Below are 24,661 nucleotides of genomic sequence, written 5' to 3'. Positions count from 1 at the left end.
GGGCCGGCTGCAGGCGTCGGCAAAGGGCCTCCCGCAGCGTCCAGAGAAGCGCTTATGGCCATCGGAGGGCGATTCATCAACCCGTCACGATTCGAAAAAGTTTCTGTGAATTGGCCGCCCGGGGATGGACATGGAACGGGCCCAGGGCTGCCATAAAAGCGCAGCCGGTGGAACGGCTTACGGGAACACCGCGTCGCGCGGATCCATCGTCGCCTCGAGGCTGCGCAGGGCCTTGTCGGCGAGCGTCGGCGTGGACGGCAGCGTCTCCGCGGCCGCCTTGAGGCCGCCGTCGCGCAGCCGGCCGATCAGCCGCTCGGTGCGGACGCGGGCGGCGCTGCTGTCGACATGATAGTAGGTGTCGAGCATGTGCGCGGGTGCGAACAGCGAATCGGCGACGTCGCCGACCACGGCGATGCCATGGCGACCGAAGATGGCCCGCGCCTCCTCGGCGATCGGCAGCTTGCCGTCGGTCAGCTTGTAGCAATCCGTGCCGGCGACTGCCGGCCAGGTCAGGTAGACGCGCACGCCGCGGCTCGCCTGCAGCTCCGCGAGCTTTTCGGCGGCCCATTCCACCACCGGCGGCATGGTGCCAGCGGCGGCGATGTAGTCGGCGCAGGAGATGTTGTCCACCGAGGAACGGCGCCGATGGTCGTCCTTGCGGTCGCCGTACGGCCATTTCGCGTGCTCGTCGCGGATCTGGCGGTAGTTCGAGCGCAGCAGGTTCTCACGCATGTACAGGCGTGCGGCGTCGGACAGGTTGTGCAGCGACACGTGCTGCACGGCGAACATCAGCCGCTGCAGCCCCGGCTGGCTGGCGTAATAGGCGGCGTATTCGTTGGGCGTCTTGTCGATGAAGTCGAGCGGGACGATGTCGCGGGTGTAGTACACCCATTCCAGCGGCACGATCAGGATGTCGCCCGCGCGGGCGTAGCGCAGCATCCGGTAGATCTTCATGTCGAGCGGGATGCTGCCATTGTCGGCGACGTCGATCACCGGGGTGCGGAAGGCGGCCTCGATCAGCGCCGGCTCGACGCCGAACATCGTGCTCGAGCCGGCGTCGATGACGATGCGTGGCCCTTCGACGCGCTCCAGCAGCAGCTGCGGATAGGAGAACGGCACCTTTCGGGTGTGCGCCGTCAGCGCGTCGTAGGAGGCAAAGCTCGCCAGTGCGGCGAGCGCGGCGCCTCCGATCGCGAACAGCAGGAATGTGGCGAGCGTCTTCACGTCAGAAATTATAGTAGATGAACGGGGACGGGATCGAGGTGTTGGTCGCGATCAGCGCCACGATGGTGGCGGCGCCGGCGAGCAGGCCGGACAGCGCGGCGCGGCCGCGCCATTCCAGCGCGGCGATCGCCTGGCTGTTCGGGCACAGCCACACCAGCGCGGCGCTGACGGCGAGCAGCGGCGGTGTGGCGAACAGCACGGCGGGCGCTGCCCATTGCGGGCTCGCCATCGCCTTGAGCACCGCATGGGCCGTGGCGAGGTCGGGGGCGCGGAAATACACCCAGGTGATGTTGACGAACAGGAAAGTCACGATGAGGGCGAGAAGCCGCGGCAGGCGGTAGCCGGCGGTGGTCCACAGGCGATGCACGCAGCAGGCGGCGCCGTGCAGCGCGCCCCAGGCGATGAACGTCCAGTCGGCGCCGTGCCACAAACCGCCGAGCAGGAAGGTCAGGAACAGGTTGCGGTAGACCATGCCGGGGCCGCCGCGGTTGCCGCCGAGCGGAATGTAGAGATAGTCGCGCAGCCAGCGCGACAGCGTCATGTGCCAGCGCCGCCAGAAGTCCTGGATCGACACCGCGATGTACGGCGAATTGAAGTTGTAGGGAATGCGCACGCCGAACAGCAGCGACAGGCCGACCGCCATGTCGGCATAGCCGGAAAAGTCGAAATAGAGCTGGAACGTGTAGGCGATGCTGAGCAGCCAGGCGTCGGCAAAGCCCAGCGGCGCGGTCGCGATGGTCTTGTAGCCGAGATTGACGAAAACGTTGAGCTGGTCGGCGACCAGCAGCTTCTTGATCAGGCCGATCGAGAACAGGCAGATGCCTTCGATCAGGAACGCGCCATAGGCGGAAGAGGCGAACGCCAGTCCGTCCTTGTGCCGCAGCGACTGAAACTGGGGCATCACCTCGCGCCAGTGAATGATCGGGCCGGCGACGAGGTGGGGGAAGTAGGTGACGAACAGGCCGTAGCTGGCGATGTCGCGCTGGCGCTGGCCGTTGGCGTAGATGTCGGCGAGGAAGGCGATCTGGGTGAACGTGTAGAAGGAGATGCCGATCGGCAGGGCGATGTCGATGTGCCGTGGCGGCAGCTCGAACAGCCAGCTGAGGTTGTCGAGCACGAAATTGGTGTACTTGAACACCCCGAGCATGCCGAGGTCGAACACCAGTGCGGCGATGAACACCGCTTTGCGGCGGGCGGGGCTGAGGCCGAGGTCGACCAGCGCGCGGCCGCTGAGATAGTTGACCAGGATCGAGACGACGAGGATCGGCGTCTCCGCCGGATTGCCCCAGGCGTAGAACACCACGGAGGCGACCAGCAGGATCGGCACCAGCAGCCGGCGCCATCCCGCGGCCAGCGAAAGATGGAAGGCCGCAAGGACGATCGGGAGAAAACCAAGGAAGAATTCTCTGGTGACGAACAGCATGGTCGGGCTTTGGGTCTCCGGCCAATCCCCAAAGCCACATTTCCGGCGCCGCCGTCAATATGACCGGTGGTATGAGAGAGCGCCGGTCAGCCATGCCGGACGACGCCATGAGGTGTCATCCTGCAGTTACCATCCGGGAAAGACGCCAGCCGCGCCGCAGCGTGGCAGGCGATCAGTACTGGTTGTAATTGTAGTAGAAGAATTGCGAGCGCGGCTGGGCCGGGCGGGCATAGTACTGCTGGCCGTAGGCATCGGCCTCTTCGTAACCGCGCTGGTATTGCTGCTGATACTGCTGGCGCGGCTGGTAGACGCGGCGGCCGTAGGCGTCGGTGGCGTAGCCGCGGCTGACGGTGACCGGCCGGCCATACTGGTCGACATAGACCTCCGGCGCATTGTCGAGACCGTCGGTGTTGCGCGCGGTGGCGCGTGGCGCGATCTGCACCGGCTCACCTGGCGCGGCGCGGCGCGAGCTTGCGACAGCCGTGCCGCTCTCGCCGTTACGGCCGCGAGCGATTGCGGTCTCCGACGAACCGGTCAGGGTGACGGTAGTGTTGAGCACCCCTTCCTTTTCGACCAGCGCATAGAGCGTCGAGGCGTTGTCGCGCGACAGCCGAACGCAGCCATGCGATGCCGGCGAGCCGAGTCGGCGCACCGAATCGGTGCCGTGAATGGCGTGGCCCATCTTGGTGAAGAAGATCGAGTGCGGCATCGGCGCGTCGTCCCACTCCTTGGAATAGTGGTCCGCTTCCATCCGGAAGGCGCGGAAGGTGCCGTTCGGCGTCTCGTGGGCGGGGACGCCGCTGGACACCGGCCATGTGTAGCGCGCGACGCCGTCGACCGCGACGGTCATCTGCTGGTTGCTCTTGTCGATCGTGATCTGCACCGCGGCCTGCGCCGAGGCGCTCGCCACGATCAGGGCAGAACCGAAAATGCTGAGGGACAGAAGACAGCGGAAAGGGGACATCGGGCGGGATACTCGGTGACGGGACACTCGGTGATGCGTACTCATACTGGCCTCCAGGCGCGCGGCCTGATTGTGCTTGTCTGCCTGCCTGCCACCACCCAGCGCTATTAAAGCACGAAAGCCCGTTTTGGTTCCAGCCGCCCGGCCGATCATCGCCGTGAATGGTTATTCACCACCGTTTGAAGGTGCGGTGAAAGGTGCGGGCGCCTTTCGCACGGTCCTGTGAAACCTTTGGTTCCCGATGGCGTTGTCGTGGCATTCCGATGACTTGAGGGAGCCGAAGACATGAAGAATGTGACCGTACCGCAGGCCGCCAGGACTGCCGTCAGCCAGCCGATGCCGTTCAGGCTGCATCTGTTGGCCGCGTTGTCGGCGCTTGCGCTGCTTGCGATACCCCATCTCGCCCATGCGCAGGGCATCGTCGGCGGCGCCGAGGAAGGCGCGCGGCGGGGTAATCGCGCGGCCGGACCGGTCGGCGGTGTGGTGGGCGGCGCGGTCGGCGCCGGTGTCGGGGGCGTCGTCGGGGGCGTGAAGGGCGTGCTCGGCATTCCCGACCGCCGGGCGTACCGCTCCTATCATCGTCGTCACCGCCATCACCGGCATTATTGATCGCGTCACGTTCTGGCGCGATGTTCGGTCCGCCGCGCCTCGCGCGGCGGATTTTCCTTGTCAGGCCTGCGCGCGCGACGGTTGACCATCGGATCAGCCGGGATCAGGACAGGTGGCACCAAGACAGGTGGGACAATGTCTCGTCGTGACCGGCGCCTCGAGGAGGCGCGCGTGTTCTATGCCGCGATGATGGCCGCTGCCGGCGGCGCCGCGGACCCGCGGTTCGCACGGGTGTTCGAAAGCGTGCCGCGCGAAGCCTTCGTTGGTCCCGGACCATGGCAGATCATGGTGCCGAACGGCGCCATCGTCGAGACGCCGAGCGCTGACCCCATTCTTCTCTGCCAGAACGTGCTGGTGGTGCTCGACCGTCCAAAGGGAATCAACAATGGCGAGCCGTTTCTGCATGCGGGCTGGCTCGGTGCCGTGGCGCCGAAATCCGGCGAGACCGTCTGCCAGATCGGCGCCGGCACCGGCTACTACACCGCACTGCTCGCCATGCTGGTGCTGCCGGGCGGGCGCGTCAACGCCTTCGAATTCGACGACCGGCTCGCCGCGGCGGCACGCCTCAACCTCGCGCCATTCGATGGCGTCAGCGTCGTCACCGGCGATGCCACCGTGCTGCCGCCGCCACCATCGGACCTGATCTATGTCAATGCCGGCGTGGTGGCGCCGCCGTCGTCCTGGCTGGAGGCGCTGCAGCCCGGCGGGCGGATGATCTTTCCCTGGCGTCCGTCCGAGGCCGTCGGTCTTGCCGTGCTGGTGACACGCACGGCGCATGGTTTTGCGGCAAAGGTCCTCGGAGGCGCCTGGTTCATCCCGTGCAGCGGTGCATCGGATGCCGCCGGCTCGCTCCGGGTGCCGAGCCGCGCCGAAGCCACGGCGGTCGCGTCGCTGTGGCTGACGCGCGATCGCGCTCCCGACGCTTCGGCGGTCGCGGTCTATCCGCAGGTGTGGTTCTCGGCGGCTGCGCTCGACGGCGCGGCATAGGGCTGTCGGCAGAAGCCGCAGCCTTCTGTGTCAGAGCGTTGGGCACGCCCGTCCTGAGGCCGACGGCTTGAGCTGCGCGCGATGTGCGGCGCTCATCACCAGCTCTGCTCGAACGGAGCGAAGAACTGGCCGCCGCCCCGGCGCGTGTAGCGCGGCTGGGGATTCGGATTGCGCTGGAAGAAGAAACCGAAGCCGTCGTCGTTCTGGCGGTTGCCGTCGTTCCAGCCATTGTCGTCGGCCACCATGACGGTGCTCGGCTTGCGCGTGATGAAGCCGCCCTGGGGCTGGTCGCTCAGCACCGCGACGAATTCGGTGCGATAATTGGTCTCCTCGCTCAGCGGCTCGTCGGAAATGACAATCGAGGAGCGCGGCAGCGCGGTGGGCGCGATGCGGTCGAGGATGTCCTGCGGGATGGTGATGCGGTCGAGCGCGTTTTTGGCGTCATCGGCATGCTCGATCGTCACCGCGGTCCAGCGCAGGCCCGCATCGCTGCGCGCCGTCGCCGTGAAGACATGCGTGCCGAGCGGCTTGTCGGGGTCGCGGATGGTGACGGGGGCTTCGATGCTGGCATCGAACACCTCGCCGCCGCCGTCCGGCGCCGGCTTATGGGTGTTGCGCCGGACATAGAGCGTGCGTGTCGCGCGGCTGATGTAGATCGAGACCGGCTCGAGGGCGAGCTTGGCGTCGAGCGCCGCCTTGGCGGTATCGGCCTTTTTGGCCTGAGCCGTCTTGGCGGCTTCCTTGGCGGCGCTGGCGGCGTCGATCTTCGATGAGGTGTCTGTCTTCGCGGCGTCGAACTGGGCGCCCAGCTCCGCGGCCTTGGCCGCCGCCTTCTGCTGGCGATCCTCGGCCTTCGCCTTGGCCTGGTCGGTCTTCGCGGTGGTCACGGCCCGATCGGCGGCTGCGACCTCGGCATCGGCGCGGGTCTTGAGGCGCTCCAGCTTGCGCAGGGCCGCGGCGAGCGGAGCGGATTCGCGGGCCGCCGCAGCAGCAGCCTTCTTGGTGTCGTCGGCGGCCGTGGCGGCGTCCGCGGCCTCGCGCGACAGCGTCTCGGCCCTGGCTGGAGCCGCCGCGACGACCGCTGCGTTCGGCACGAACAGCGACAGCGTCGGGTGTGAAAAATCGACGGGAGCGGCGTCCTCCGGCGAGATGATGACGCGCATGCCGATGCGGGTTTTCTCAAACAGCTTCTCCGCGAAGCCGTAGGGCATGCGCACGCAGCCATGCGAGGCGGCGTAGCCGGGCAGCGGGCCGCCATGCAAGGCGAGGCCGTTCCAGGTGATGCGCTGCATGTTCGGCATCCAGGCATCGTCATACATCGTCGAGTGGTGGTCCTTGTCCTTTTCGACGATGGCGAACACGCCGGCCGGCGTCTCGCGCTCCTTGACGCCGGTCGACACCGGCGCGCGCAGGATCCAGCCCTCGGCGTCGTAGAACGTGACCTGCTGGCTCTTGATCGAGACGATGGCCATGATCGGCTCGCCGGCCTCGCGTGGCGCGACGGTCTCGGTCGCCTGCGTGCGGCGCGCCTGCTTCGCTGCGGCGTCCGGAACCGGCGCCAGCAGCGCGGCCATTGCCGCGAGCATCACGACGGCTGAAGGTCCGGGGCGGCGCCCGGCCGCGGTGGATTTCGCCCGCATCAATCGATTCGCCATTCCAGTCCCCGTTTGCAGCGCGCGGCTGCCGTGCCTGTCTCCCATATCAGACTCGCGGGGAACAAGCATGCCTGCAGCTGAAACCGGCATAAAGCGGGCGCGGACCGCCGCCGGCCAGCCGTTCCCGTTGCATGCACGCAACACCCCCGGCAAAACGGGGCCATCGGCCGGGTTATGCCATTGCTTGGTCATTTCCTTGTCAGAACAATCGTCCCGTCCGCATGCTGTGCACTCCGGTTCCAATGAGGCTGGAATGATGAACGAGCGGCCGTTCCTGATCGTTCCGATGCTTGCGGTGTTCGCCATCGCTCTGGCCACTGCGATTGTCGGCCTGCCGGGCGCGATACCGGGCGATCGGGAGACTGTTACCGCGGCGCCGGCCGCCGACCTTCGCGCGCCTGTGTCCGCCATCGCGCCGCAGGCCGCCGCGCCGTCGCGACCGGCCGCAATAACCACCGACGATCAGGATAACCCCGCACCGTCGGTCCGTTCGAAAACCGAAATGGCGGCAGGCCTGCCGTTGGCGGAAGGCTCCGCCGCCGCCTCCGTCGCGCCGCCGATGCCCGAAGTGGCTGCCGAAGCGGTTCCGATGGCCGTATCCGGTGCGCCGCCAGTTGGACCGGAATCCATGCAGGTTGCCAGTGCCAATCCGTCCGATGTCGAGCCCGTCGAAGCCGCCAGGACAACGCCGCCGATCGAGATCGTCGACGAGTGCCTGGTCGTGGACATCTGTGTCGATCGCTATCTGTGGGCGCTCTATCAGCGCACGCCCAAGGAAGACGCCATCAAGGTGCAGGAATGGCGGGATGTCGTCGTCAAGCGCAAGCGCAAGATGGTGACGGTGTCCCGGGCTTTCACCAAACTGGTCGATCAGGATTTCGGCTGGAAGGATCCGGATGCGGCGGTGCATGCCGGCATGCCGATGATGGATTATGTGATCGGCGGCATGGATCGCGGCTTCAAGCTCAAACTGTTTCAGATGCTCCATGCGGCGGAGGCCGCGGGGCTGTCGCCGGGCATCACCAGCGCCTTCCGTGACGACTACCGCCAGTCGATCGCGAGCGGTCTCAAGGCGGCGAACAACAGGTCATATCACGGCGGCAGCCTGCGCGGCGGCTATGGCCACGGGCTCGCAGCCGATGTGGTGAGCGTCGACGGTGCGACGCGCGACCAGCGGTTTGCGTCCTCGTCGCGCTTCTGGACATGGATCGATGCGCACGGCCAGGAATTCGGTATCGGGCGTCCGTATCTCGGCCGCGACCCGCCGCATGTCGCGCCGGTCGACGGCGAGGAATACGCCAAGCACCATCCCGCCATCAGAGCGGTGGCGTTGGCTGTCAAGAAGGCGGGGCCTGCGAAGGCGGAGGCAAAGAAGGCCGAGGCCAGGAAAACAGAGGCAAGGAAAACAGAGGCAAGGAAAACAGAGGCAAGGAAAGCAGACGTCAGAAAGGCTGACATCAGCAAGGCTGATGTCAGGAAGGTCGGAGGGAGCAAGGCCGAGGTCAGGAAGGCGGATGTGCGGAAGGCAGAGGCCAAGAGGGCCGACGCCAGCAAACGCAAGCGCGTCGCCGCGCGCGACCACGCACACTCCGCGAGGCCCCCGCGGACTGCAGCCGTCTCGAAGCCGAAAGCGAGCTGAGCGGCTGCGCTGCGATGCCAGCTCCAGAGGATCCGGAAAGCTGCGTCGTCCGTTCGGGTGCGCGGGCGTTACGCCTGCTGCACGAAGCTGTCGACGACGCGCTTCTCGCCGGCCTTGTCGAAGGCGATGGTCAGCTTGTTGCCATCGACATGGGTGACCCGGCCGTAGCCGAACTTCTGGTGGAAGACGCGGTCGCCGGCGGAGAAGTCCGAAGCCGTGCCCGTCGACTTCGCCACCAGTTCGCCCTCGATGGTGGTGCCGCCGCGCTTGTTGCGCCAGTTGCCGAACTGGTCGCCGCCGGGCGCAAAGCCGCTGCCGCTCTCGCGGAAACCGCCGCCGCTGCCGCCGCCATGGCCTCCACTGCCGCCGCCGCCCTTGCGCTGCTGGGCGCGCTGCCAGCCCGGCGTCGAATAGGTCGAGCTGAACGCTTCGAGATTGTCGAAGCGCGAGGCGCCGTAGCCGCCGGCGCCGCCCCAGCCATTGCCGCCCTTGCTCTCGGTGATCTCGACATTGCGCGCGGGCAACTCGTCGAGGAAGCGCGAGGGCACGGTGGTCGACCATGAGCCATGGATGCGGCGGTTGGTGGCGAAATAGATCTTGGCGCGCCGCCGGGCACGGGTGATGCCGACATGGGCGAGGCGGCGCTCTTCCTCGAGGCCGGCGCGGCCCTGCTCGTCGAGCGCGCGCTGGTGCGGAAACAGCCCTTCCTCCCAGCCCGGCAGGAACACGGTGTCGAACTCGAGCCCCTTGGCGGAGTGCAGCGTCATCACCGACACCGCGTCCTCCTCCGGCCCGCCGTCGCGGTCCATGACGAGCGCGATGTGTTCGAGGAAGCCCTGCAGGTTCTCGAACTCCTCCATGGAGCGCACCAGCTCCTTGAGGTTTTCGAGGCGGCCGGCGGCGTCCGCGGAGCGGTCCTTCTGCCACATGTCGGTGTAGCCGCTCTCGTCGAGCACGATCTCGGCGAGCTCGGTGTGGCGCGTCACCTCGCTCTGGGCGCGCCAGCGATCGAAGTTCGCAACCACCTCGCGCAGCGCGCCGCGGGCCTTGGGCTTGAGCTCGTCGGTCTCGACGACCATGCGCGCGGCTTCCGTCAGCGGAATGCGGCGCTTGCGGGCGTGGTCGTGCAGCAGCTGCACGGTGGCGTCGCCGATGCCGCGCTTGGGCACGTTGACGATGCGCTCGAAGGCGAGGTCGTCGGCGGGCGAATTGATGACGCGCAGATAGGCCAGCGCGTCGCGGATCTCGGCGCGCTCGTAGAACCGCGGGCCGCCGATGACACGATAGGGCAGGCCGAGGGTAATGAAGCGGTCTTCGAATTCGCGCATCTGGAACGAGGCGCGCACCAGGATGGCGACTTCGTTGAGGCGGTGCTGCTGGCGCTGCAGATCCTCGATCTCCTCGCCGATGGCGCGGGCTTCCTCCTCGGAATCCCAGGCGCCGGTGACGGTGACCTTCTCGCCGTCATCGTCCTCGGTATGCAGCGTCTTGCCGAGCCGGCTCTCGTTGTAGGAAATGAGATGGGAGGCTGCAGCGAGAATGTGCCCGGTCGAGCGGTAGTTGCGCTCGAGGCGGATCACGGTTGCACCGGGGAAGTCATGGTCGAAACGCAGGATGTTGTCGACCTCGGCGCCGCGCCAGCCATAGATCGACTGGTCGTCGTCGCCGACGCAGCAGATGTTCTTGAGCGCCGGTGCAGGTGCCGCCGGTTCTTCGCTGTCCGCCGGCTCCTCGCGCGAGGCGTCGCGCAGCATGCGGCCGGGCAATGGCGCGGATGCGCCCTGGGACAGTAGCCGCAGCCACAGGTACTGGGCGACGTTGGTGTCCTGGTACTCATCGACCAGGATGAACTTGAAGCGGTTCTGGTACTGCCTGAGCACGTCCGGGTGCTCGCGGAACAGGCGGATGTTCTCCAGCAGCAGGTCACCGAAGTCGGCGGCGTTCAGCACCTTCAGGCGGTCCTGGTAGGTGGCGTAAAGCTTGCCGCCCTTGCCGTTGGCGAACACGGCGGCCTCGCCGGAGGGCACCTGCGACGGCGTCAGGCCGCGGTTCTTCCAGCCGTCGATCAGGCCGGCCAGCATGCGCGCCGGCCAGCGCTTCTCGTCGATGCCCTCGGCCTGCAGCAACTGCTTGAGCAGGCGAATCTGGTCGTCCACATCCAGCACGGTGAAGTTCGATTTCAGGCCGACCAGCTCGGCGTGGTAGCGCAGGATGCGGCCGCCGATGGAGTGGAACGTGCCGAGCCAGGGCATGCCCTCGACCGTCTGGCCCAGCATCTGGCCGAGGCGGTGCTTCATCTCTCGCGCGGCCTTGTTGGTGAAGGTCACCGACAGGATCTCGGCGGGGCGGGCACGGCCGAGGGTGAGGATATGGGCGATTCGCGAGGTCAGGACGCGTGTCTTGCCGGTGCCCGCGCCAGCCAGCACCAGCACCGGGCCGTCCAGCGTCTCCACCGCCGCGCGCTGCTCCGGATTGAGCACGGCGAGGTACTGAGGCGCCGCGGCCGCACGGGCGCGCGCTGCGATGCCGCCGGGAGCGGGCTGATGCGCGGGCACGTCGAAGGGGCTCAGCTTGATCGGATCGGTCATGCGAATCGTCTTGGGCACTCTGTCGAAAACAGGATGGTACCGCATCTTGCGGGGGCGCGGCCGCCCGCAGGGCTGGCCAGCCCCTAATATAGGGTTGGTCAAGGGTTTAGGACAGTTTTTGCACCGCCAAAGGGGTGTTTTCCCCGGCATCGGTGATCTGCAGGGCCGGCCGGGTCCGGCCAATGGCGGCCGCTCACGCGATTGTCAGCCGCGCTTGTCGGCCATGCCGCGGGCGGAACTTCCGCCGCGCTCGCTCATTTTCCCTCATGAAGCGCGGCTGCGCCACCTGCGTGCCGCTACTCGGTTTCAAGGACGCGTCGTCATGCTCGGCTGGATTGTCACCCTTCTGATCGTCGCATTGATCGCCGGCACGCTCGGCTTCACCGGCATTGCCGGCGCCTCGGTCGAGATCGTGAAGCTGATCTTCTTTGTCGCCATCGTGCTGTTCCTGGTCTCCGCGGTCGTGAGCCTGGTGCGCGGCCGCACCCGCATCCCGCGCAAGCATCCGGTGAACTGACCTGCGGGGACGACGTCGCGCGGCGCGCTGTCCCGTCTCGACGCGGCCAGCCGTGCCGCGGCGCCACGTCGTCATGTCGTCGCACCGATCGCAGGCATCGATACGCCGATGGCGGTCGTCGGCACCGCTGATTTTCATTCCAGCGATTGGCGGACATCCGCGGGGCGCGCGCCGCAGCGTGGAATTGTTCTTATTCCATGCCGCTCTTTGAAATCTCTCCAGAGACGCGCCACTGCGACAGCGTGGCTGGTGGACCTCGTTCCGGCGTTGCCGCAGACACATCGCGAAACGCATGTGTCGATCCGGGCATGCGGACGACAAGCCAGGGAATGCCATGAACGATCTCTCCGCCGCGCGGCAGCGTCTTGCCGAAACGCCTTTCAATGTCCTGCGGCGGCTGCCGCTGATCGGACGGCTGATGGTGGTGGTGCGCGATGCCGCGGTGACCCACGAGCGCATCGGCGAGGTCGAGCGTGTCGACGTCCAGGGCGACAAGGTGTTCTGCGTCGGTGCCGCGCATGACTGCGCCATCGACCTGCGCCGCATTGCGGGCGTGGTGATCGATCGCAGCGGGCGCATGAAGGAGCGCGTGCTGCCGAAGCTGGAGTTCGTCGCGGCCGACGACACGGTGATGTTCAGCGTGGTCGGCCTCGACGACATCGACCGCTTCGAGGCGGCGATGCGCGGCTTCAACGGCGCGGCGGTCGAGCCGCGCGTTGCGGATGCCGGCGAGGCGGCGACGCTCGGGCCGGACGATGCCGTTGCGCGACCGCTCAAGGCGGCGATCGCGGCCGGCGCCACCGTCGCGGTGTCGATGCGCGGGCCGGGAATCCTGCAGAACTGGCGCGGTCTGCTCGGCGAGATCAATCCCGCGATGGGCTTCATCAATATCATCACGCCCGACTTCCATCTCCATGTGCGCGGCGGCGCCGTGAGCGGCTGGCAGCGCCAGGCGGCAGGGGATGCGCTCGAACTCACCGCGCTCGATCGCGATGGCGCGCGGCTCGGGCTGTCGCTGCGCGGTCCGGCCCGCGCCTTTGGAGACGCATGATGACCGGGGATATTGCGACCCCTGTGCCTCATCCCCGCGCCAGCTGGATCGATCCGGCGGCCGGCGCGCCGCTCGCGGCCGGCGAACTGATGACCGCGATGGCGCGCCGGCAGGCCGTGCTGCTCGGCGAGACCCATACGGTCGCCGAGATCCATCGCTGGCAGCTGCACGTGACGACGGTGCTGCATTTCCTGCAGCCGAACCTTGCGGTCGGCTTCGAGATGTTTCCGCGCCGCGTCCAGGGCGTGCTCGACGAATGGGTGGCGGGGGCGCTGTCGACCGATGCCTTTCTCGACAAGGTCGGGTGGGGGACGGTGTGGGGCTATGACGCTGCGCTCTACCTGCCGCTGTTTCACTTCTGCCGCCAGCAGCGGGTGCGGATGCTGGCGCTCAATTGCCACCGGCCGCTGGTAACGCGGGTCGGCATGGAGGGCTGGGACGCCATTCCCGAGGCCGAGCGTGACGGGCTGACGCCATCGGCGCCGGCGACGCCGGCCTACCGCCAGTATCTGTTCGATCTCGGCCTGCGCCAGGCGGCGTCGGCGGCCGATCCTGTGCTCGACCGCTTCATCCGTGCGCAGCAGACCTGGGATCGCGCCTTCGCCTGCAACATCGCGCGGACGCTCGGCGAGCCGGAGCCGCCGGCACTGGTCATCGGCATCATTGGCCGCGGCCATCTCGAATACGGTCATGGCACGCCGTACCAGCTGCGCGATCTCGGCATCGCCGCGCCGGCCGTGCTGCTGCCGACCACCGCGCCGCAGTTCGATCGCGCGCGCCTCGCCGGCATCGCCGATGCGGTGTTCAGGCTCGACGAGCCGGAGCCGCCGGCCGAACTGCCGCCACGCCGGCGTCCGGCGGAAGCTGCGCCCGCGTCGGTGTGATGATTTTGGAAGAAGTATAAAGTCCATGTGATAAGTATAATTTCTCTATATCGCCTCATATATTCAGTAATTTATAAGTCGTTTAATTGACTGTACTTCGATTCATCAACATTCATCGGCCCGAAAATCTGGAATAGACTTCAAGGGGCGAAGAATGACGATGACGAAGAAGACCGATGCGGGCGCGGCTCACCATTGGCTGCGGGTCGGGCTGCTCGGATCGGTATGGACCATCCTTGCGGCAGGGGTTGCGTGGGGACAGGCCGCGACCGCACAGGAGCGCGAGCGGGCCCAGGCCGGCGCGCGCGTCGCGGCGAGCTACGGTGTGATGCTGGAGACCATCAGCGTCTACGCCGACCGCAACCCGCGCCAGCTCCTCGACCTGCCGCAGAACGTCACCGTCATCGGCCGCAAGGAGCTCGACGAGCGCCAGGTCCGCGACGTCCAGGATCTCGTGCGCTACGAGCCAGGCATCACCGTCGGCAAGACGACGTCGGGCACCGATCCGTTCGGCAACCTCGCCGGCTTCACCATCCGCGGCGTCTCTAACAACCGCGTGCAGATGCTGGTCGACGGCACCCGCGTGATCGAGAGCATCACCGACGGCAACCGCGACTTCGTCAACATGGCCAACCTCAAGGCCGTGGAGATCGTGCGCGGCCCGGCCGGCGTGATGTGGGGCGCCGACGCGCTCGGCGGCGTGGTGGCGTTCGTCACCAAGGATCCGGAGGACTATCTCAAGGGCCGCAACTTCGGTGGTCAGCTCGACGTCGGCTTCGATTCCTACGACAAGAGCTTCTTCAAGACCGGTACCTCCGCGTTCCGCTTCGGCGACTTCTCCGCCATGCTCAGCGCCTCGCAGCGCTCCTACAGCGAGGGCACGCTGAGCAAGGCGCGCGCCGATGGCGGCATCTATGGCTGTCCGCGCCCGGCCGAGGCGATCCGCTGCAACCAGCTCAACCCGCTCAGCGGCTCGGACTACGACGTGCTCGGCAAGCTGGTATGGGCGCCGGACAAGGAGCACGAGGTCAAGTTCGCCGTCGAGTACCTCAACAAGGACGCCACTGTCGACCAGCGCTTCGACCTCGGCCTGCAGAGCACCGGCATCCGCAACCTCGGCTATGTGCGCGAGCAGGTGCAGTCGCGCGAGCGCTTCACGCTCAGCCACCGCTACGCGCCGGAGCTCGGCTGGCTCGACCAGGTGCGCTGGCAGGTGTCGCACTCGCCGCAGGAGCGCAATTTCACCGGCGTACGCGATCGTCGCCTCGCCAATGGCCAGTATGATCGTCTCGACTTCCTGCTGAACTACAAGGAGACGTTCAGCGAAGGCGACATCCAGTTCAATTCGTCATTCAACACGCCGTTCGCCCAGCACAAGCTGACCTATGGCGCCTACGCCAGCGTCGTCGATACCGACTACAACCGCCGCGACGTCACCACCAACCTGACCACCCGCCGCATCACCATCGCCAACGCCGGTGGTTTCAACTTCGCCGACGCGACGACACGGCGGGTCGATGGCTTCATCCAGGACGAGATCTCGCTGTTCGACCGCCGCCTGATCCTCACCCCTGGCCTGCGCTATGCGACCTACGACCTCGATCCGCGGCCCAACCCGTATTATGTCGCGCTGCCGGGCAAGGAGCCGCGCCAGATCCAGAGCGAGAAGCTGATCAAGCAGCTCGGCGCGGTGGTCAAGCTCGACAGCCAGCTCTCATTGGTCGGGCGCTACGCCGAAGGTTTCAAGATGCCGACGGCGCAGCAGCTGTTCACCTCGCTGCCGAACGGCGGCGGCAGCAACAGCGACCTGATCCCCAATCCGGCGCTGCGGCCCGAACAGGTCAAGAGCTACGAGATCGGCCTGCGCGGCGAGTTCAGCCGCGGCTTTGCCAGCGCGACGCTGTTCAAGGCCGACTACACCGACTTCATCCAGAGCTTTGTCGAGATCCCGAGCGTCACCAACCCCGGCAATGTCGATTACACCTATCAGAACCTGTCGAGCGTCAACGTCTGGGGTGTCGAGCTCGCCGGCGAGTATCGCTTCGACGACGTCTGGAGCGTCAGCGCCTCGCTTGCCTATATCGAGGGCAAGCAGCGCTATGACGCGGCGAGCGCCCGGACGCCGTTCGACGGCACGACGCCGCTGTCGGGCACCATCGGCCTGCGCTACTTCGATCGCGCCCGTGGCTTCGATGCGCAGCTGATCTCGACCTTCGCCGACCGCACGCCGCCGCGCAGCGCGAGCACGCTGTACCGTGCCGACGGCTATGTGGTGTTCGACGCCATCGTCAACTGGGCGCCGCAATGGGTGCCGGGGCTGACGCTGCGCGGCGCCGTGCTGAACATCGCCGACGTCAGATATTTCCCGTCGTTCAACGGCACCACGACCTACGCCATCGTGCCGACGACGGCGGTCGCGATGTCCAATCCGCTGGAGCTGCGCACCGCGCCGGGCCGCACCTTCAAGGTCGGCGCGAGCTACGCGTTCTGACAGCGTGATCGAGAGGAGCGACGAGCCATGCGCATCCGGCAGACAATGATCCAGATCTGGCGCCTGCTGTGCATGGCGGCGACCGGGCCGGGCAGCATGCTCGGCTTCGGCCTGCTCGCCCTCGTCATCGTCACCCAGCTCATCGGCATCCAGATCCAGCTGCGGATGGTGCAGTGGAGCGCCGACTTCTACAACGCACTGCAGAAGCTCGACGCGCCGACGGCGGTGACGCAGATCGGCGTGTTCGCGGCGCTGGCGGGCGGCTCGGCGGCGAGCTATCTTGTCGGGCGCTACACCCGCAAGGCGCTGCAGATCCGCTGGCGGCGTCGCCTGTCGCAACAGTTCCTCGAATGCTGGACCGCCAACAAGGCGCTGTGGCTGCTGCACCCGTCGCTGGCGCCGCCGGCGGACGGGGCGGCCGCGCCCATCGACAATCCGGACCAGCGCATTGCCGAGGACTGCAATCTGTTCGTCGGCTTCATTCTCGGCAGCGACGACGGCGCGCGCTCGGGCGTGCTGGATTTTGTCATGAGCCTCGTCGGGCTCGTGTCCTATGTGCTACTGCTGTGGCAGCTCGCCACCTTCGCGCTGTCGTTCAGTCTGTTCGGCTTCGCCATCGAAATTCCCCGCTACATGGTGTGGGCGGCGCCGCTCTATGTCGCCGTCGGCACCGCGCTGACCCATCTGCTCGGCCGTCAGCTCTCGGGCCTGCTCGCCGAGGAGCAGAAGCGCGAGGCTGATTTCCGCTCCGGCCTCGTCCATGTGCGCGAGCATGCCGCCGGGATTGCCATGAATGGCGGCGAAGTGGCGGAGCGCCGCCTGCTGGCGGGGAAGTTCGCCGCTGTCGCCGATATCTGGCACCGGGTGATCCGACGCGAGTTCATCTACGGCCTGTTTCACCGGCCGTATTTCCAGACCGTGCTGCAGATTCCGAAGTTCATCGCGCTGCCGGCGTTCCTCGCCGGCAAGGTGACGCTCGGCGGCCTGATGCAGGTGGCGGCGGCGTTCCAGCAGGTCGTCACCACGATCTCGTGGTTTATCTTCAACTACAAGTTCATCTCCGATCTCGTGGCGACGACACGGCGTCTGCAGCGCTTCCTCGACGCCACCGCAGCGGTCGCGCCCGATGCCCGTGGCCCCAGCCGCCGCGTCCGCGGCGACGACACGCTGGCGCTGCGCGATGTCGTGCTGCGCGCGCCGGACGGCCGCGAACTGCTCGACATCCCGGCGTTGTGGGTGCGCAAGGGCGAGAGCGTGTGGCTGAGCGGCGCGTCGGGGCTCGGCAAGAGCACGCTGCTCAAGGCGATCGCCGGGATGTGGCCCTATGGCGCGGGCGAGATCGGCCTGCCGCGCGGCCGCCTTCATGTCATGCCGCAGCAGGTCTACCTGCCGCTCGATACACTGCGGGCGGCTGCCGCCTATCCCCGGTCACTCGACGAGGTGCCCCCCGGCGAGGTCGAGAGGTTGCTGCGGGCCGTCGGGCTCGGGGCGCGTCTCGACCTCGATGCCGGCCATGCCGCCGGCCTGTCCGTCGGCGAGCAGCAGCGCCTCGCCCTGGTGCGCCTGATGCTGGCGCGGCCGGACTGGGCATTTCTCGACGAGGCGACCAGCGCGCTCGATGCCGACACCGAGCGGCGGATGCTGGCGCTGCTGCGCACCGAGCTGCCGGACGTGACGCTGGTGATGGTGGCGCATCGCGCGTCGGCGGGGCTCGATGGCCTGCGGCGGATCGTGCTGGGCGAAGGAGCCGCCGCCGCGCCCGGGGCGCCGGTGACGGCGACGGCCTGACCTGGATTCTTCGCCGCGGTGCTCTCCCGCGCCGGCGTTCGCTGCCTACATGAAAGGCAGGGGGGCGAAGGAGGTTCGCGATGACGTCGCACCACCTTCCCTTCGAGAACCGCTGGACCAGCGGCGGCCGGGCCTGGACCTGGCACTGCGAGCTCGAGCACCTCGGCCTCGCCAATGTGCGGGCGATGTTCGCCGAGCATGAGACCCACCACGGCGGCGAGCCGGCTGTCATCTTCGACATTCCGGCCGGCTTCGTGCGGGACTGGCTCGCCTTCCAGGACCGTCGCGCCAGCCGCCGGCAACGGGCCTTCGGCGCGCTGCTGCTCGGACTCTGCCTCGTGGGCATTGCACTGGCGCTGGCCGGGCTGCTGCGGCCGTAAGCCCCTGGCGGCGGATCGATGGTCATAAGGTGTTGAATTTTCTGAGCTAACGGCGTCTTCCCGGCGCGTCGGTGCATTTTGTGTGCGCTGCAGCATACGGAGCGGCCGGGCTGGCCTCTCGATGGGCCGGCGCCCGGGCGGCATCGCTGGCTGGCGAAATTGGCGGTCGCATCCCCTGCCGCTTCACGGTAAACCGCTGCAGTCGCGCGCGCGGCCCTCGGGTCGCGACCAGGCATTTTGCCCGCGGGGCATCCATCCGCTATTGGTCTCAAAACCCCATCAGGCAGCCCGGGAGCGAACCCGGGCGAACCCAGAGGACACCCATGCCGACGTATCGTTCCCGCACCACCACCCATGGCCGCAACATGGCGGGCGCCCGCGGTCTCTGGCGCGCCACCGGCATGAAGAACGAGGACTTCGGCAAGCCGATCATCGCGGTCGTCAACTCCTTCACCCAGTTCGTGCCCGGCCACGTCCACCTCAAGGACCTCGGCCAGCTGGTTGCCCGCGAGATCGAGAAGGCCGGCGGCGTCGCCAAGGAGTTCAACACCATCGCCGTCGACGACGGCATCGCCATGGGCCATGACGGCATGCTCTACAGCCTGCCGTCGCGCGAGCTGATCGCCGACAGCGTCGAGTACATGGTCAACGCCCATTGCGCCGACGCCATGGTCTGCATCTCGAACTGCGACAAGATCACCCCCGGCATGCTGATGGCGGCGATGCGCATCAACATCCCCGTCGTGTTCGTGTCCGGCGGCCCGATGGAGTCGGGCAAGGTCGACATCAAGGGCAAGATCCGCTCGGTCGACCTGATCGACGCCATGGTCGCCGCCGCCGACGACAAGGTCAGCGATGCCGAGGTCGAGGTCATCGAGCGTTCCGCGTGCCCGACCTGCGGCTCGTGCTCGGGCATGTTCACCGCCAACTCCATGAACTGCCTGACCGAGGCGCTGGGCCTGTCGCTGCCGGGCAACGGCTCGATCCTCGCCACCCACGCCGACCGCAAGGGCCTGTTCGTCGAGGCCGGCCATCTCATCGTCGATCTCGCCCGCCGCTACTACGAACAGGACGACACCCGGGTGCTGCCGCGCAGCGTCGCCAACTTCAAGGCGTTCGAGAACGCCATGACGCTCGACATCGCCATGGGCGGGTCGACCAACACCGTGCTGCATCTGCTCGCCGCCTCCTATGAAGGCGAGATCGGTTTCACCATGGATGACATCGACCGCCTGTCGCGCCGCGTGCCGGTGCTGTGCAAGGTGGCGCCCGCGGTCGCCGACGTCCATCTCGAGGACGTGCATCGCGCCGGCGGCGTGCTCGGCATTCTCGGCGAGCTCGACCGCGCCGGCCTGATCGACGCCTCGCTGCCGACCGTGCACTCGCCGACGCTCAAGGACGCGCTCGAGCGCTACGACGTCATGCGCACCACCAGCGAGAGCGTGAAGACGTTCTATCGCGCCGCTCCCGGCGGCGTGCCGACCCAGGTCGCGTTCAGCCAGGAGCGCCGCTTCGAGGAACTCGATACCGACCGCGCCAAGGGTTGCATCCGCAGCGCCGAGCATGCGTTCTCGAAGGACGGTGGCCTCGCCGTGCTCACCGGCAACATCGCGCTCGACGGCTGCATCGTGAAGACCGCCGGCGTCGACGACAGCATCCTGAAGTTCTCTGGCCCCGCGCGCGTGGTCGAGAGCCAGGACGCCGCGGTCGAGGCGATCCTCACCAACAAGATCAAGGCCGGCGACGTCGTCGTCATCATCTATGAAGGCCCGCGCGGCGGTCCCGGCATGCAGGAGATGCTGTATCCGACCAGCTATCTGAAGTCGAAAGGCCTCGGCAAGGCGTGCGCGCTGATCACCGACGGACGCTTCTCCGGCGGCACCTCGGGTCTCTCCATCGGTCACGTCTCGCCGGAAGCCGCCGAAGGCGGCCTCATCGGCCTCGTGCAGGATGGCGATCGCATCGAGATCGACATTCCCAACCGCAAGATCCATCTCGCTGTTGATGATGCCGAACTCGCCCGTCGCCGCGCCGCGATGGAGGCGAAGGGCGCGCAGGCCTGGAAGCCGGCCCAGCGCACCCGCAAGGTCTCGACCGCTCTCAAGGCCTACGCCGCGATGGCGACCAGCGCGGCCCAGGGCGCGGTGCGCGTCATCAAGGACTGAGCGCGACATCAGCCAATGACGACAAGGCCGGCGGATGCGAAAGCGTCCGCCGGCTTTTTTATATCGCCCGGTCGCCGATCGGCGGCACTCAGTCCGGATCGTGCGACTTGGTCTTGCGATGGTAGGGCGGCCCGATCGGCACCTCTTCCACATCGCAGTACGGGACCGGCTGGCAGGTGGGTTTGGGTACCTTGCCTGCCGAGAACATCCAGCCCGTCTGGATCAGCGCGCTGGTGTCCTCGATCTCGACCGGCCGCACCAGTGAGGCGCGCGAGGACGCGGACGACATCTCCACCATCCGCGCCTGCGGATTGTCCGACAGCGGCACGCGCGGCATGATGCTGATGCCGAAACAGGCGAACAGTCGATGCGTGATCAGTGCCTCGCCGACGGCGGCGAAGAACGCGCGCTTGGGCTCCAGCAATCCGGCACAGCGCTGCACCTCGGCATCGGTCGAGAATTCGAACGGCACGAAACGTGAGGCCGCGCCTTCCACGCGCAGCGCCCATGACGATGGCGTCGCCGCGCGATTGCGCATCCGTCGCGGGCTGGTGACGAGTTCGAACGCGTCGGCATGCGGCCGCCTGATCTGCAGCGGGATTTCCACCGCATTGACCATCCAGTGCTTGTGCAGCAGGTTGATGCCGCAGAAGTCGGTGACGTCATGCGCCTCGAAGATCGGCGCCATCACCGCGAGCGCGCGCTCCAGCGCGCCGCTGCGCCGGATGTCGGCGTCGGCGTTCTGGACGTCGGGCATGGCGTTGTAGAGGCGGGGGTCGAAATCGCACGGCGCGGACGTGACTATGACGTCGGTCATGGCAGTATCCCTTGCTGAAAAAGACACAAAAAAACATCGTCTGAAAAGAGCCCCACGCTAGCGCGGCGCCGGCGGAGTTTGCAAACCGAAACAGCCGCGTCGCCGCGGTTGGTGCGTCGATTGTATGATGCTATTTGTGGTTGTGCGAACGGGGATTCGGCGGCATGCGGTCCGTTGACGACATCGCCGCGCGGATTGCGCGCGAGCCGGGAATGATGGCGCTGCTCGAGGCGGTCGCGCGGCTGCGGTTGCCCGATGGCTGGATTGGCGCCGGCTTCGTGCGCAACGCGGTGTGGGATGTGCTGCACGGTCGCGCGCCTGACTGCGCGCGGCTCGACGATGTCGACGTGGTGTTCTTCGATCGCGCCGCTGCGGAACGCCCGCACGAACAGGCGATCGAGCGCGTGCTGGCGCAGGCGTGTCCCGGCGTGCCGTGGTCGGCGCGCAACCAGGCGCGCATGCACATCCGCAATGCCGACGCGCCCTACGCCGATACGGCGGCGGCGATCGCGCGCTGGCCGGAAACCGCGACCGCCATCGCCGCCCGTCTCGCCGGCGGCCGCGTCGAACTGCTGGCGCCTCATGGCGTCGGCGATCTGCTGGGGCTGGTGGTGCGGCCGACGCCGGCATTTGTGGCGCGTCCGGCAGTGTTCGAAGCGCGGCTGCGCGCCAAGGACTGGTTCGTGCGCTGGCCGCGCCTGACACGGATGGCGCCGTGCGCGGCAGCGCTTTCGCAGGAGTGAACGATGCCGATCGATCTGCGTGCGGCGCTCGCCGCCGATGTCGATTTCCTCGCCCGGCTCGAGGATCTCTGCATGCGCGCCTATGCCACGGCGCTATGGGGCGGCTATCGCGGCAGCTTCGACGCGACGTCGCCGCTTGCGGGCGTGCGCATCGTCACGGTCGCGGGCGGTGACGCCGGCTGCCTCGCCACCGAACCCCGCGCCGATCATGTCTGGGTCAGCAAGCTCTACATCCATCCCGATCATCAGCGCCGCGGGATCGGGGCGATCGTGCTGCATCGCGCCATCGCCGAGGCGCGGGCGCAGGCGTTGCCGCTGCGCCTCAGTGTCCTCGTCACCAATCCGGCGCAGGCCTTCTACCGGCGCGAGGGGCTGCGGGCCTATCAGCACACGCCGGAACGGGTGTTCATGACGACGGAGCCCGAAACGGCGCCCGTATAGCGCCGCGCGCCTCAGCCCTGCGCGGGCTTGCGCGCCGGCATCGCAATGCCGCGGCCGATGCCGTCCGGGCGCGGCGCTGCGGATTGCGCCTTGACCAGCGCCTGCAGGCGGGCGGCGATGTCCGGCGGGAACGGCGCGACGCGCCGCACATTCATGTCGATGTGCAGCAGCAGGTTGTCGGACGTCGCCGACAGCCAGCCCTCCTCGGCATGCCGCAGTTCCTCGAACACGTGCAGGCGCTTGTCGTCGGCGGCGATCAGCAGCACATGGGCCTGCACCGGATCGCCCTCGTGGATCTCGCGGATGTAGCGCACGTGGCATTCGGCGGTCATGGTCGAGAGGTTGCGGGCCTTCAGATAGGCGTGGCCGAGCCCGATCATGTCGAAGAACTCGTCCACCGAGCGGTCGAACAGCACGTTGTAGTAGGCCATGTTGAGATGGCCGTTGTGGTCGATCCACTGCGGCTCGACCCGCATGACCTTGCAGACATAGGGCGTCGGCGCGAGGTGGAGGCCGTACATCGGATCAAGGCTGTCCGTCATGTTGTTCCTGGTTGGTGGCAGGCGCGTTCCACCATGTGAACCTGCTTGGTGCTTGACCCAATATACATCCTTTGCCACGGTCGCCCGCAATCGCGCGGGTTCACGTCAGGGCCATGGCCCCGCTCCACGCGGTTTGCACAACAGATTTCTGGATGATCGGCGCATTCCGGCTGAGGACGCGCCTTCGGGAGGACGAACGTGGGACTGACGACCGTCAACAGCCTGCCGCGGCCGGAGCCGCAGAAGCTTGCAAGCGCACTCGAAGCGCTGGCGGCGCGGTTCGGTAACCGGCTGGTGACCTCGCAGGCGGTGCGCGAGCAGCACGGCCACACCACCACCTGGCTGACCAACCAGCCGCCGGACGCCGTGGTGATGGCGCAGGAAACCGCCGACATCCAGGACGTGGTGCGGATCTGCGCCGCCAACGGCGTGCCGGTGATTCCGTTCGGCACCGGCACGTCTCTCGAAGGCCAGATCAACGCCCCCGCTGGCGGCGTCTGCATCGACCTGCGCGACATGAACAAGGTGCTGGCGGTGCACGCCGAGGATCTCGACTGCGTCATCCAGCCCGGCGTCACCCGCAAGATGCTCAACGAGTACATCCGCGACCAGGGCCTGTTCTTCCCGATCGATCCCGGCGCCGATGCCTCGCTCGGTGGCATGGCGTCGACCCGCGCATCGGGCACCAACGCGGTGCGCTACGGCACCATCCGCGAGAACGTGCTGGCGCTGAAGGTCGTGCGCGGCGACGGCGAGATCGTCACCACCGGCACGCGGGCCAAGAAGTCGTCGGCGGGCTACGATCTCACCCACCTTTTCATCGGCGCCGAAGGCACGCTCGGCATCATCTCCGAACTCACCATCAAGCTGCGCGGCATTCCGGAAACCATCGCGGCCGCGGCCTGCTCGTTCGAGACGGTGGCCGGCGCCTGCCAGGCCACCATCCTCGCCATCCAGACCGGCATTCCGGTGGCGCGAATCGAGCTGCTCAATGCCGAGCAGGTCAAGGCGTGCAACGCCTACTCCAAGCTGAGCCTGCCGGAGACGCCGCTGCTGCTGCTGGAATTCCACGGCAGCGAGGCCGAGGTCGCGGCGCAGTCGCAGTCGTTCGCCGAGATCGCCGCCGAGTGCGGCGGCGGCGGCTTCGAATGGACCACCAAGCCGGAGGATCGCACCCGCCTGTGGCAGGCGCGGCACGATTCCTACTGGGCGGTGCGAGGCCTGCGGCCGGGTGCTGGCGTGGTCGCAACCGACGTCTGCGTGCCGATCTCGCGCCTCGCCGACTGCGTCGTCGAGACCGAGGAGGACCTCAAGCGTCTTGGCCTGCTGTCGCCGATCGTCGGCCATGTCGGCGACGGCAACTTCCACTGTTCGCTGCTCGCCGACACCGACAACGCCGCCGAGATGGTCAAGGCCGAGGAATTCCTGCACCGCCTCGTCGAGCGCGCCCAGGCAATGGGCGGGACCTGTACCGGCGAGCATGGCGTCGGCCAGGGCAAGCAGAAGTACCTGCTTGGCGAGCTCGGCCCCGAGGCACTGGACGCGATGCGGGCGCTGAAGCGGGCGTTCGATCCGCACAACATCTTCAACCCCGGCAAGATCGTTCCGGCGGCCTGAGCCGCCGCCGATCCCAGCTGTTCCCGGCCGGCCGCGCCCCCCCGCGGCCGGCCGTGTCGTCTGGCGGGGCGTCGGGCTGTTGTCACGGGGGCCTGTCATGCTGTGCATGCGGCCCCTGCGGCGTTGGAGCTGCTGT

20 protein-coding genes are annotated in these 24,661 nt (G+C 67.5%); 13 read left to right on the top strand and 7 right to left on the bottom strand.

All coding sequences use genetic code 11. The features are described 5' to 3' along the window. Positions 1–177: 177 nt before the first annotated feature. The 3 genes from JQ639_RS14155 to JQ639_RS14145 form a co-directional block, all read right to left on the bottom strand. Positions 178–1,224 carry a hypothetical protein gene (locus JQ639_RS14155; protein ID WP_211967106.1) on the bottom strand — a complete coding sequence of 349 codons (1,047 nt, stop codon included), beginning with the start codon at positions 1,222–1,224 and terminating at the stop codon, positions 178–180. 1 nt (position 1,225) lies between these two features. Next, positions 1,226–2,647 carry an MBOAT family O-acyltransferase gene (locus tag JQ639_RS14150; protein WP_211967107.1) on the bottom strand — a complete coding sequence of 474 codons (1,422 nt, stop codon included), beginning with the start codon at positions 2,645–2,647 and terminating at the stop codon, positions 1,226–1,228. Between the two features lie 172 nt (positions 2,648–2,819). Further along, entirely contained in the window at positions 2,820–3,611 is a 792-nt protein-coding gene (locus tag JQ639_RS14145; RefSeq protein WP_211967108.1) for a L,D-transpeptidase, read from the bottom strand. 285 nt (positions 3,612–3,896) lie between these two features. Between JQ639_RS14145 and JQ639_RS14140 the strand changes: the two genes are divergently transcribed. Both JQ639_RS14140 and JQ639_RS14135 read left to right on the top strand, forming a co-directional pair. Continuing rightward, complete coding sequence (locus JQ639_RS14140; protein ID WP_371745091.1) at positions 3,897–4,220, top strand: hypothetical protein; 324 nt, start codon at positions 3,897–3,899, stop codon at positions 4,218–4,220. 135 nt (positions 4,221–4,355) lie between these two features. Then, positions 4,356–5,207 (top strand): protein-L-isoaspartate O-methyltransferase family protein, encoded by an 852-nt coding sequence (locus tag JQ639_RS14135; RefSeq protein WP_211967109.1) that lies wholly within the window; start codon positions 4,356–4,358, stop codon positions 5,205–5,207. A gap of 95 nt (positions 5,208–5,302) precedes the next feature. On the opposite strand, the gene JQ639_RS14130 is transcribed toward JQ639_RS14135, so the two are convergent. Then, positions 5,303–6,862, bottom strand: coding sequence for a L,D-transpeptidase (locus tag JQ639_RS14130; protein ID WP_211967110.1), 1,560 nt, complete (start codon positions 6,860–6,862; stop codon positions 5,303–5,305). A gap of 67 nt (positions 6,863–6,929) precedes the next feature. Between JQ639_RS14130 and JQ639_RS14125 the strand changes: the two genes are divergently transcribed. Next, complete coding sequence (locus tag JQ639_RS14125; protein ID WP_249123206.1) at positions 6,930–8,501, top strand: M15 family metallopeptidase domain-containing protein; 1,572 nt, start codon at positions 6,930–6,932, stop codon at positions 8,499–8,501. Positions 8,502–8,569: 68 nt separating this feature from the next. Here the strand turns inward: JQ639_RS14125 and JQ639_RS14120 are convergent, their stop codons facing one another. Beyond that, positions 8,570–11,089 (bottom strand): ATP-dependent helicase, encoded by a 2,520-nt coding sequence (locus JQ639_RS14120; RefSeq protein WP_211967111.1) that lies wholly within the window; start codon positions 11,087–11,089, stop codon positions 8,570–8,572. Between the two features lie 322 nt (positions 11,090–11,411). Here JQ639_RS14120 and JQ639_RS14115 point away from each other — a divergent pair, with 322 nt between their 5' ends. The 7 genes from JQ639_RS14115 (at position 11,412) to ilvD (ending at position 20,365) form a co-directional block, all read left to right on the top strand. Further along, positions 11,412–11,606, top strand: a complete 195-nt coding sequence (locus JQ639_RS14115) for a DUF1328 domain-containing protein (RefSeq protein ID WP_211967112.1) — start codon at positions 11,412–11,414, stop codon at positions 11,604–11,606. Positions 11,607–11,940: 334 nt separating this feature from the next. Beyond that, positions 11,941–12,657 (top strand): hypothetical protein, encoded by a 717-nt coding sequence (locus JQ639_RS14110; RefSeq protein ID WP_211967113.1) that lies wholly within the window; start codon positions 11,941–11,943, stop codon positions 12,655–12,657. Continuing rightward, entirely contained in the window at positions 12,657–13,541 is an 885-nt protein-coding gene (locus JQ639_RS14105) for a ChaN family lipoprotein (protein ID WP_249123207.1), read from the top strand. Before JQ639_RS14110 ends, JQ639_RS14105 begins: the two co-directional genes overlap by 1 nt. A gap of 160 nt (positions 13,542–13,701) precedes the next feature. Beyond that, positions 13,702–16,032 (top strand): TonB-dependent hemoglobin/transferrin/lactoferrin family receptor, encoded by a 2,331-nt coding sequence (locus JQ639_RS14100; protein WP_211967115.1) that lies wholly within the window; start codon positions 13,702–13,704, stop codon positions 16,030–16,032. Between the two features lie 27 nt (positions 16,033–16,059). Continuing rightward, positions 16,060–17,820, top strand: coding sequence for an ABC transporter ATP-binding protein/permease (locus JQ639_RS14095; RefSeq protein WP_211967116.1), 1,761 nt, complete (start codon positions 16,060–16,062; stop codon positions 17,818–17,820). Between the two features lie 80 nt (positions 17,821–17,900). Next, the gene (locus JQ639_RS14090) at positions 17,901–18,200 is read left to right on the top strand and encodes a hypothetical protein (protein WP_211967117.1); all 300 of its coding nucleotides are present in this window, start codon (positions 17,901–17,903) and stop codon (positions 18,198–18,200) included. A gap of 323 nt (positions 18,201–18,523) precedes the next feature. Then, positions 18,524–20,365: a dihydroxy-acid dehydratase gene (ilvD, locus tag JQ639_RS14085; protein ID WP_211967118.1), complete on the top strand. Its 1,842-nt coding sequence runs from the start codon at positions 18,524–18,526 to the stop codon at positions 20,363–20,365. A gap of 88 nt (positions 20,366–20,453) precedes the next feature. Here ilvD and JQ639_RS14080 read toward each other — a convergent pair whose 3' ends face one another. Beyond that, positions 20,454–21,182 carry a hypothetical protein gene (locus JQ639_RS14080; protein WP_211967119.1) on the bottom strand — a complete coding sequence of 243 codons (729 nt, stop codon included), beginning with the start codon at positions 21,180–21,182 and terminating at the stop codon, positions 20,454–20,456. Positions 21,183–21,346: 164 nt separating this feature from the next. Between JQ639_RS14080 and JQ639_RS14075 the strand changes: the two genes are divergently transcribed. Both JQ639_RS14075 and JQ639_RS14070 read left to right on the top strand, forming a co-directional pair. Next, positions 21,347–21,925 carry a nucleotidyltransferase family protein gene (locus JQ639_RS14075; RefSeq protein ID WP_211967120.1) on the top strand — a complete coding sequence of 193 codons (579 nt, stop codon included), beginning with the start codon at positions 21,347–21,349 and terminating at the stop codon, positions 21,923–21,925. Between the two features lie 3 nt (positions 21,926–21,928). Then, positions 21,929–22,366 carry a GNAT family N-acetyltransferase gene (locus JQ639_RS14070; protein ID WP_211967121.1) on the top strand — a complete coding sequence of 146 codons (438 nt, stop codon included), beginning with the start codon at positions 21,929–21,931 and terminating at the stop codon, positions 22,364–22,366. A gap of 11 nt (positions 22,367–22,377) precedes the next feature. Here the strand turns inward: JQ639_RS14070 and JQ639_RS14065 are convergent, their stop codons facing one another. Beyond that, complete coding sequence (locus JQ639_RS14065; RefSeq protein ID WP_211967122.1) at positions 22,378–22,908, bottom strand: thioesterase family protein; 531 nt, start codon at positions 22,906–22,908, stop codon at positions 22,378–22,380. 198 nt (positions 22,909–23,106) lie between these two features. On the opposite strand from JQ639_RS14065, the gene JQ639_RS14060 reads away from it, so the two are divergent. Beyond that, a complete protein-coding gene (locus JQ639_RS14060; protein WP_211967123.1) occupies positions 23,107–24,525 on the top strand; it encodes an FAD-binding oxidoreductase in 1,419 nt (472 codons plus the stop codon). Positions 24,526–24,661: the final 136 nt, after the last annotated feature.

This window comes from Bradyrhizobium sp. U87765 SZCCT0048 (assembly GCF_018131225.1).
In the GTDB taxonomy this organism is placed as follows: domain Bacteria; phylum Pseudomonadota; class Alphaproteobacteria; order Rhizobiales; family Xanthobacteraceae; genus Bradyrhizobium_A.
This window is presented reverse-complemented; position numbering and strand designations above follow the sequence as displayed.

Excerpts from the sequence above, each read along its gene's own strand:
- JQ639_RS14150 (WP_211967107.1), bottom strand. The coding sequence starts at position 2,647 with ATGCTGTTCGTCACCAGAGAATTCTTCCTTGGTTTTCTCCCGATCGTC.
- JQ639_RS14145 (WP_211967108.1), bottom strand. The coding sequence starts at position 3,611 with ATGTCCCCTTTCCGCTGTCTTCTGTCCCTCAGCATTTTCGGTTCTGCC.
- JQ639_RS14140 (WP_371745091.1), top strand. The coding sequence starts at position 3,897 with ATGAAGAATGTGACCGTACCGCAGGCCGCCAGGACTGCCGTCAGCCAG.
- JQ639_RS14135 (WP_211967109.1), top strand. The coding sequence starts at position 4,356 with ATGTCTCGTCGTGACCGGCGCCTCGAGGAGGCGCGCGTGTTCTATGCC.
- JQ639_RS14130 (WP_211967110.1), bottom strand. The coding sequence starts at position 6,862 with ATGGCGAATCGATTGATGCGGGCGAAATCCACCGCGGCCGGGCGCCGC.
- JQ639_RS14125 (WP_249123206.1), top strand. The coding sequence starts at position 6,930 with ATGCCTGCAGCTGAAACCGGCATAAAGCGGGCGCGGACCGCCGCCGGC.
- JQ639_RS14120 (WP_211967111.1), bottom strand. The coding sequence starts at position 11,089 with ATGACCGATCCGATCAAGCTGAGCCCCTTCGACGTGCCCGCGCATCAG.
- JQ639_RS14115 (WP_211967112.1), top strand. The coding sequence starts at position 11,412 with ATGCTCGGCTGGATTGTCACCCTTCTGATCGTCGCATTGATCGCCGGC.
- JQ639_RS14110 (WP_211967113.1), top strand. The coding sequence starts at position 11,941 with ATGAACGATCTCTCCGCCGCGCGGCAGCGTCTTGCCGAAACGCCTTTC.
- JQ639_RS14105 (WP_249123207.1), top strand. The coding sequence starts at position 12,657 with ATGACCGGGGATATTGCGACCCCTGTGCCTCATCCCCGCGCCAGCTGG.
- JQ639_RS14100 (WP_211967115.1), top strand. The coding sequence starts at position 13,702 with ATGACGAAGAAGACCGATGCGGGCGCGGCTCACCATTGGCTGCGGGTC.
- JQ639_RS14095 (WP_211967116.1), top strand. The coding sequence starts at position 16,060 with ATGCGCATCCGGCAGACAATGATCCAGATCTGGCGCCTGCTGTGCATG.
- JQ639_RS14090 (WP_211967117.1), top strand. The coding sequence starts at position 17,901 with ATGACGTCGCACCACCTTCCCTTCGAGAACCGCTGGACCAGCGGCGGC.
- ilvD (WP_211967118.1), top strand. The coding sequence starts at position 18,524 with ATGCCGACGTATCGTTCCCGCACCACCACCCATGGCCGCAACATGGCG.
- JQ639_RS14080 (WP_211967119.1), bottom strand. The coding sequence starts at position 21,182 with ATGACCGACGTCATAGTCACGTCCGCGCCGTGCGATTTCGACCCCCGC.
- JQ639_RS14075 (WP_211967120.1), top strand. The coding sequence starts at position 21,347 with ATGCGGTCCGTTGACGACATCGCCGCGCGGATTGCGCGCGAGCCGGGA.
- JQ639_RS14070 (WP_211967121.1), top strand. The coding sequence starts at position 21,929 with ATGCCGATCGATCTGCGTGCGGCGCTCGCCGCCGATGTCGATTTCCTC.
- JQ639_RS14065 (WP_211967122.1), bottom strand. The coding sequence starts at position 22,908 with ATGACGGACAGCCTTGATCCGATGTACGGCCTCCACCTCGCGCCGACG.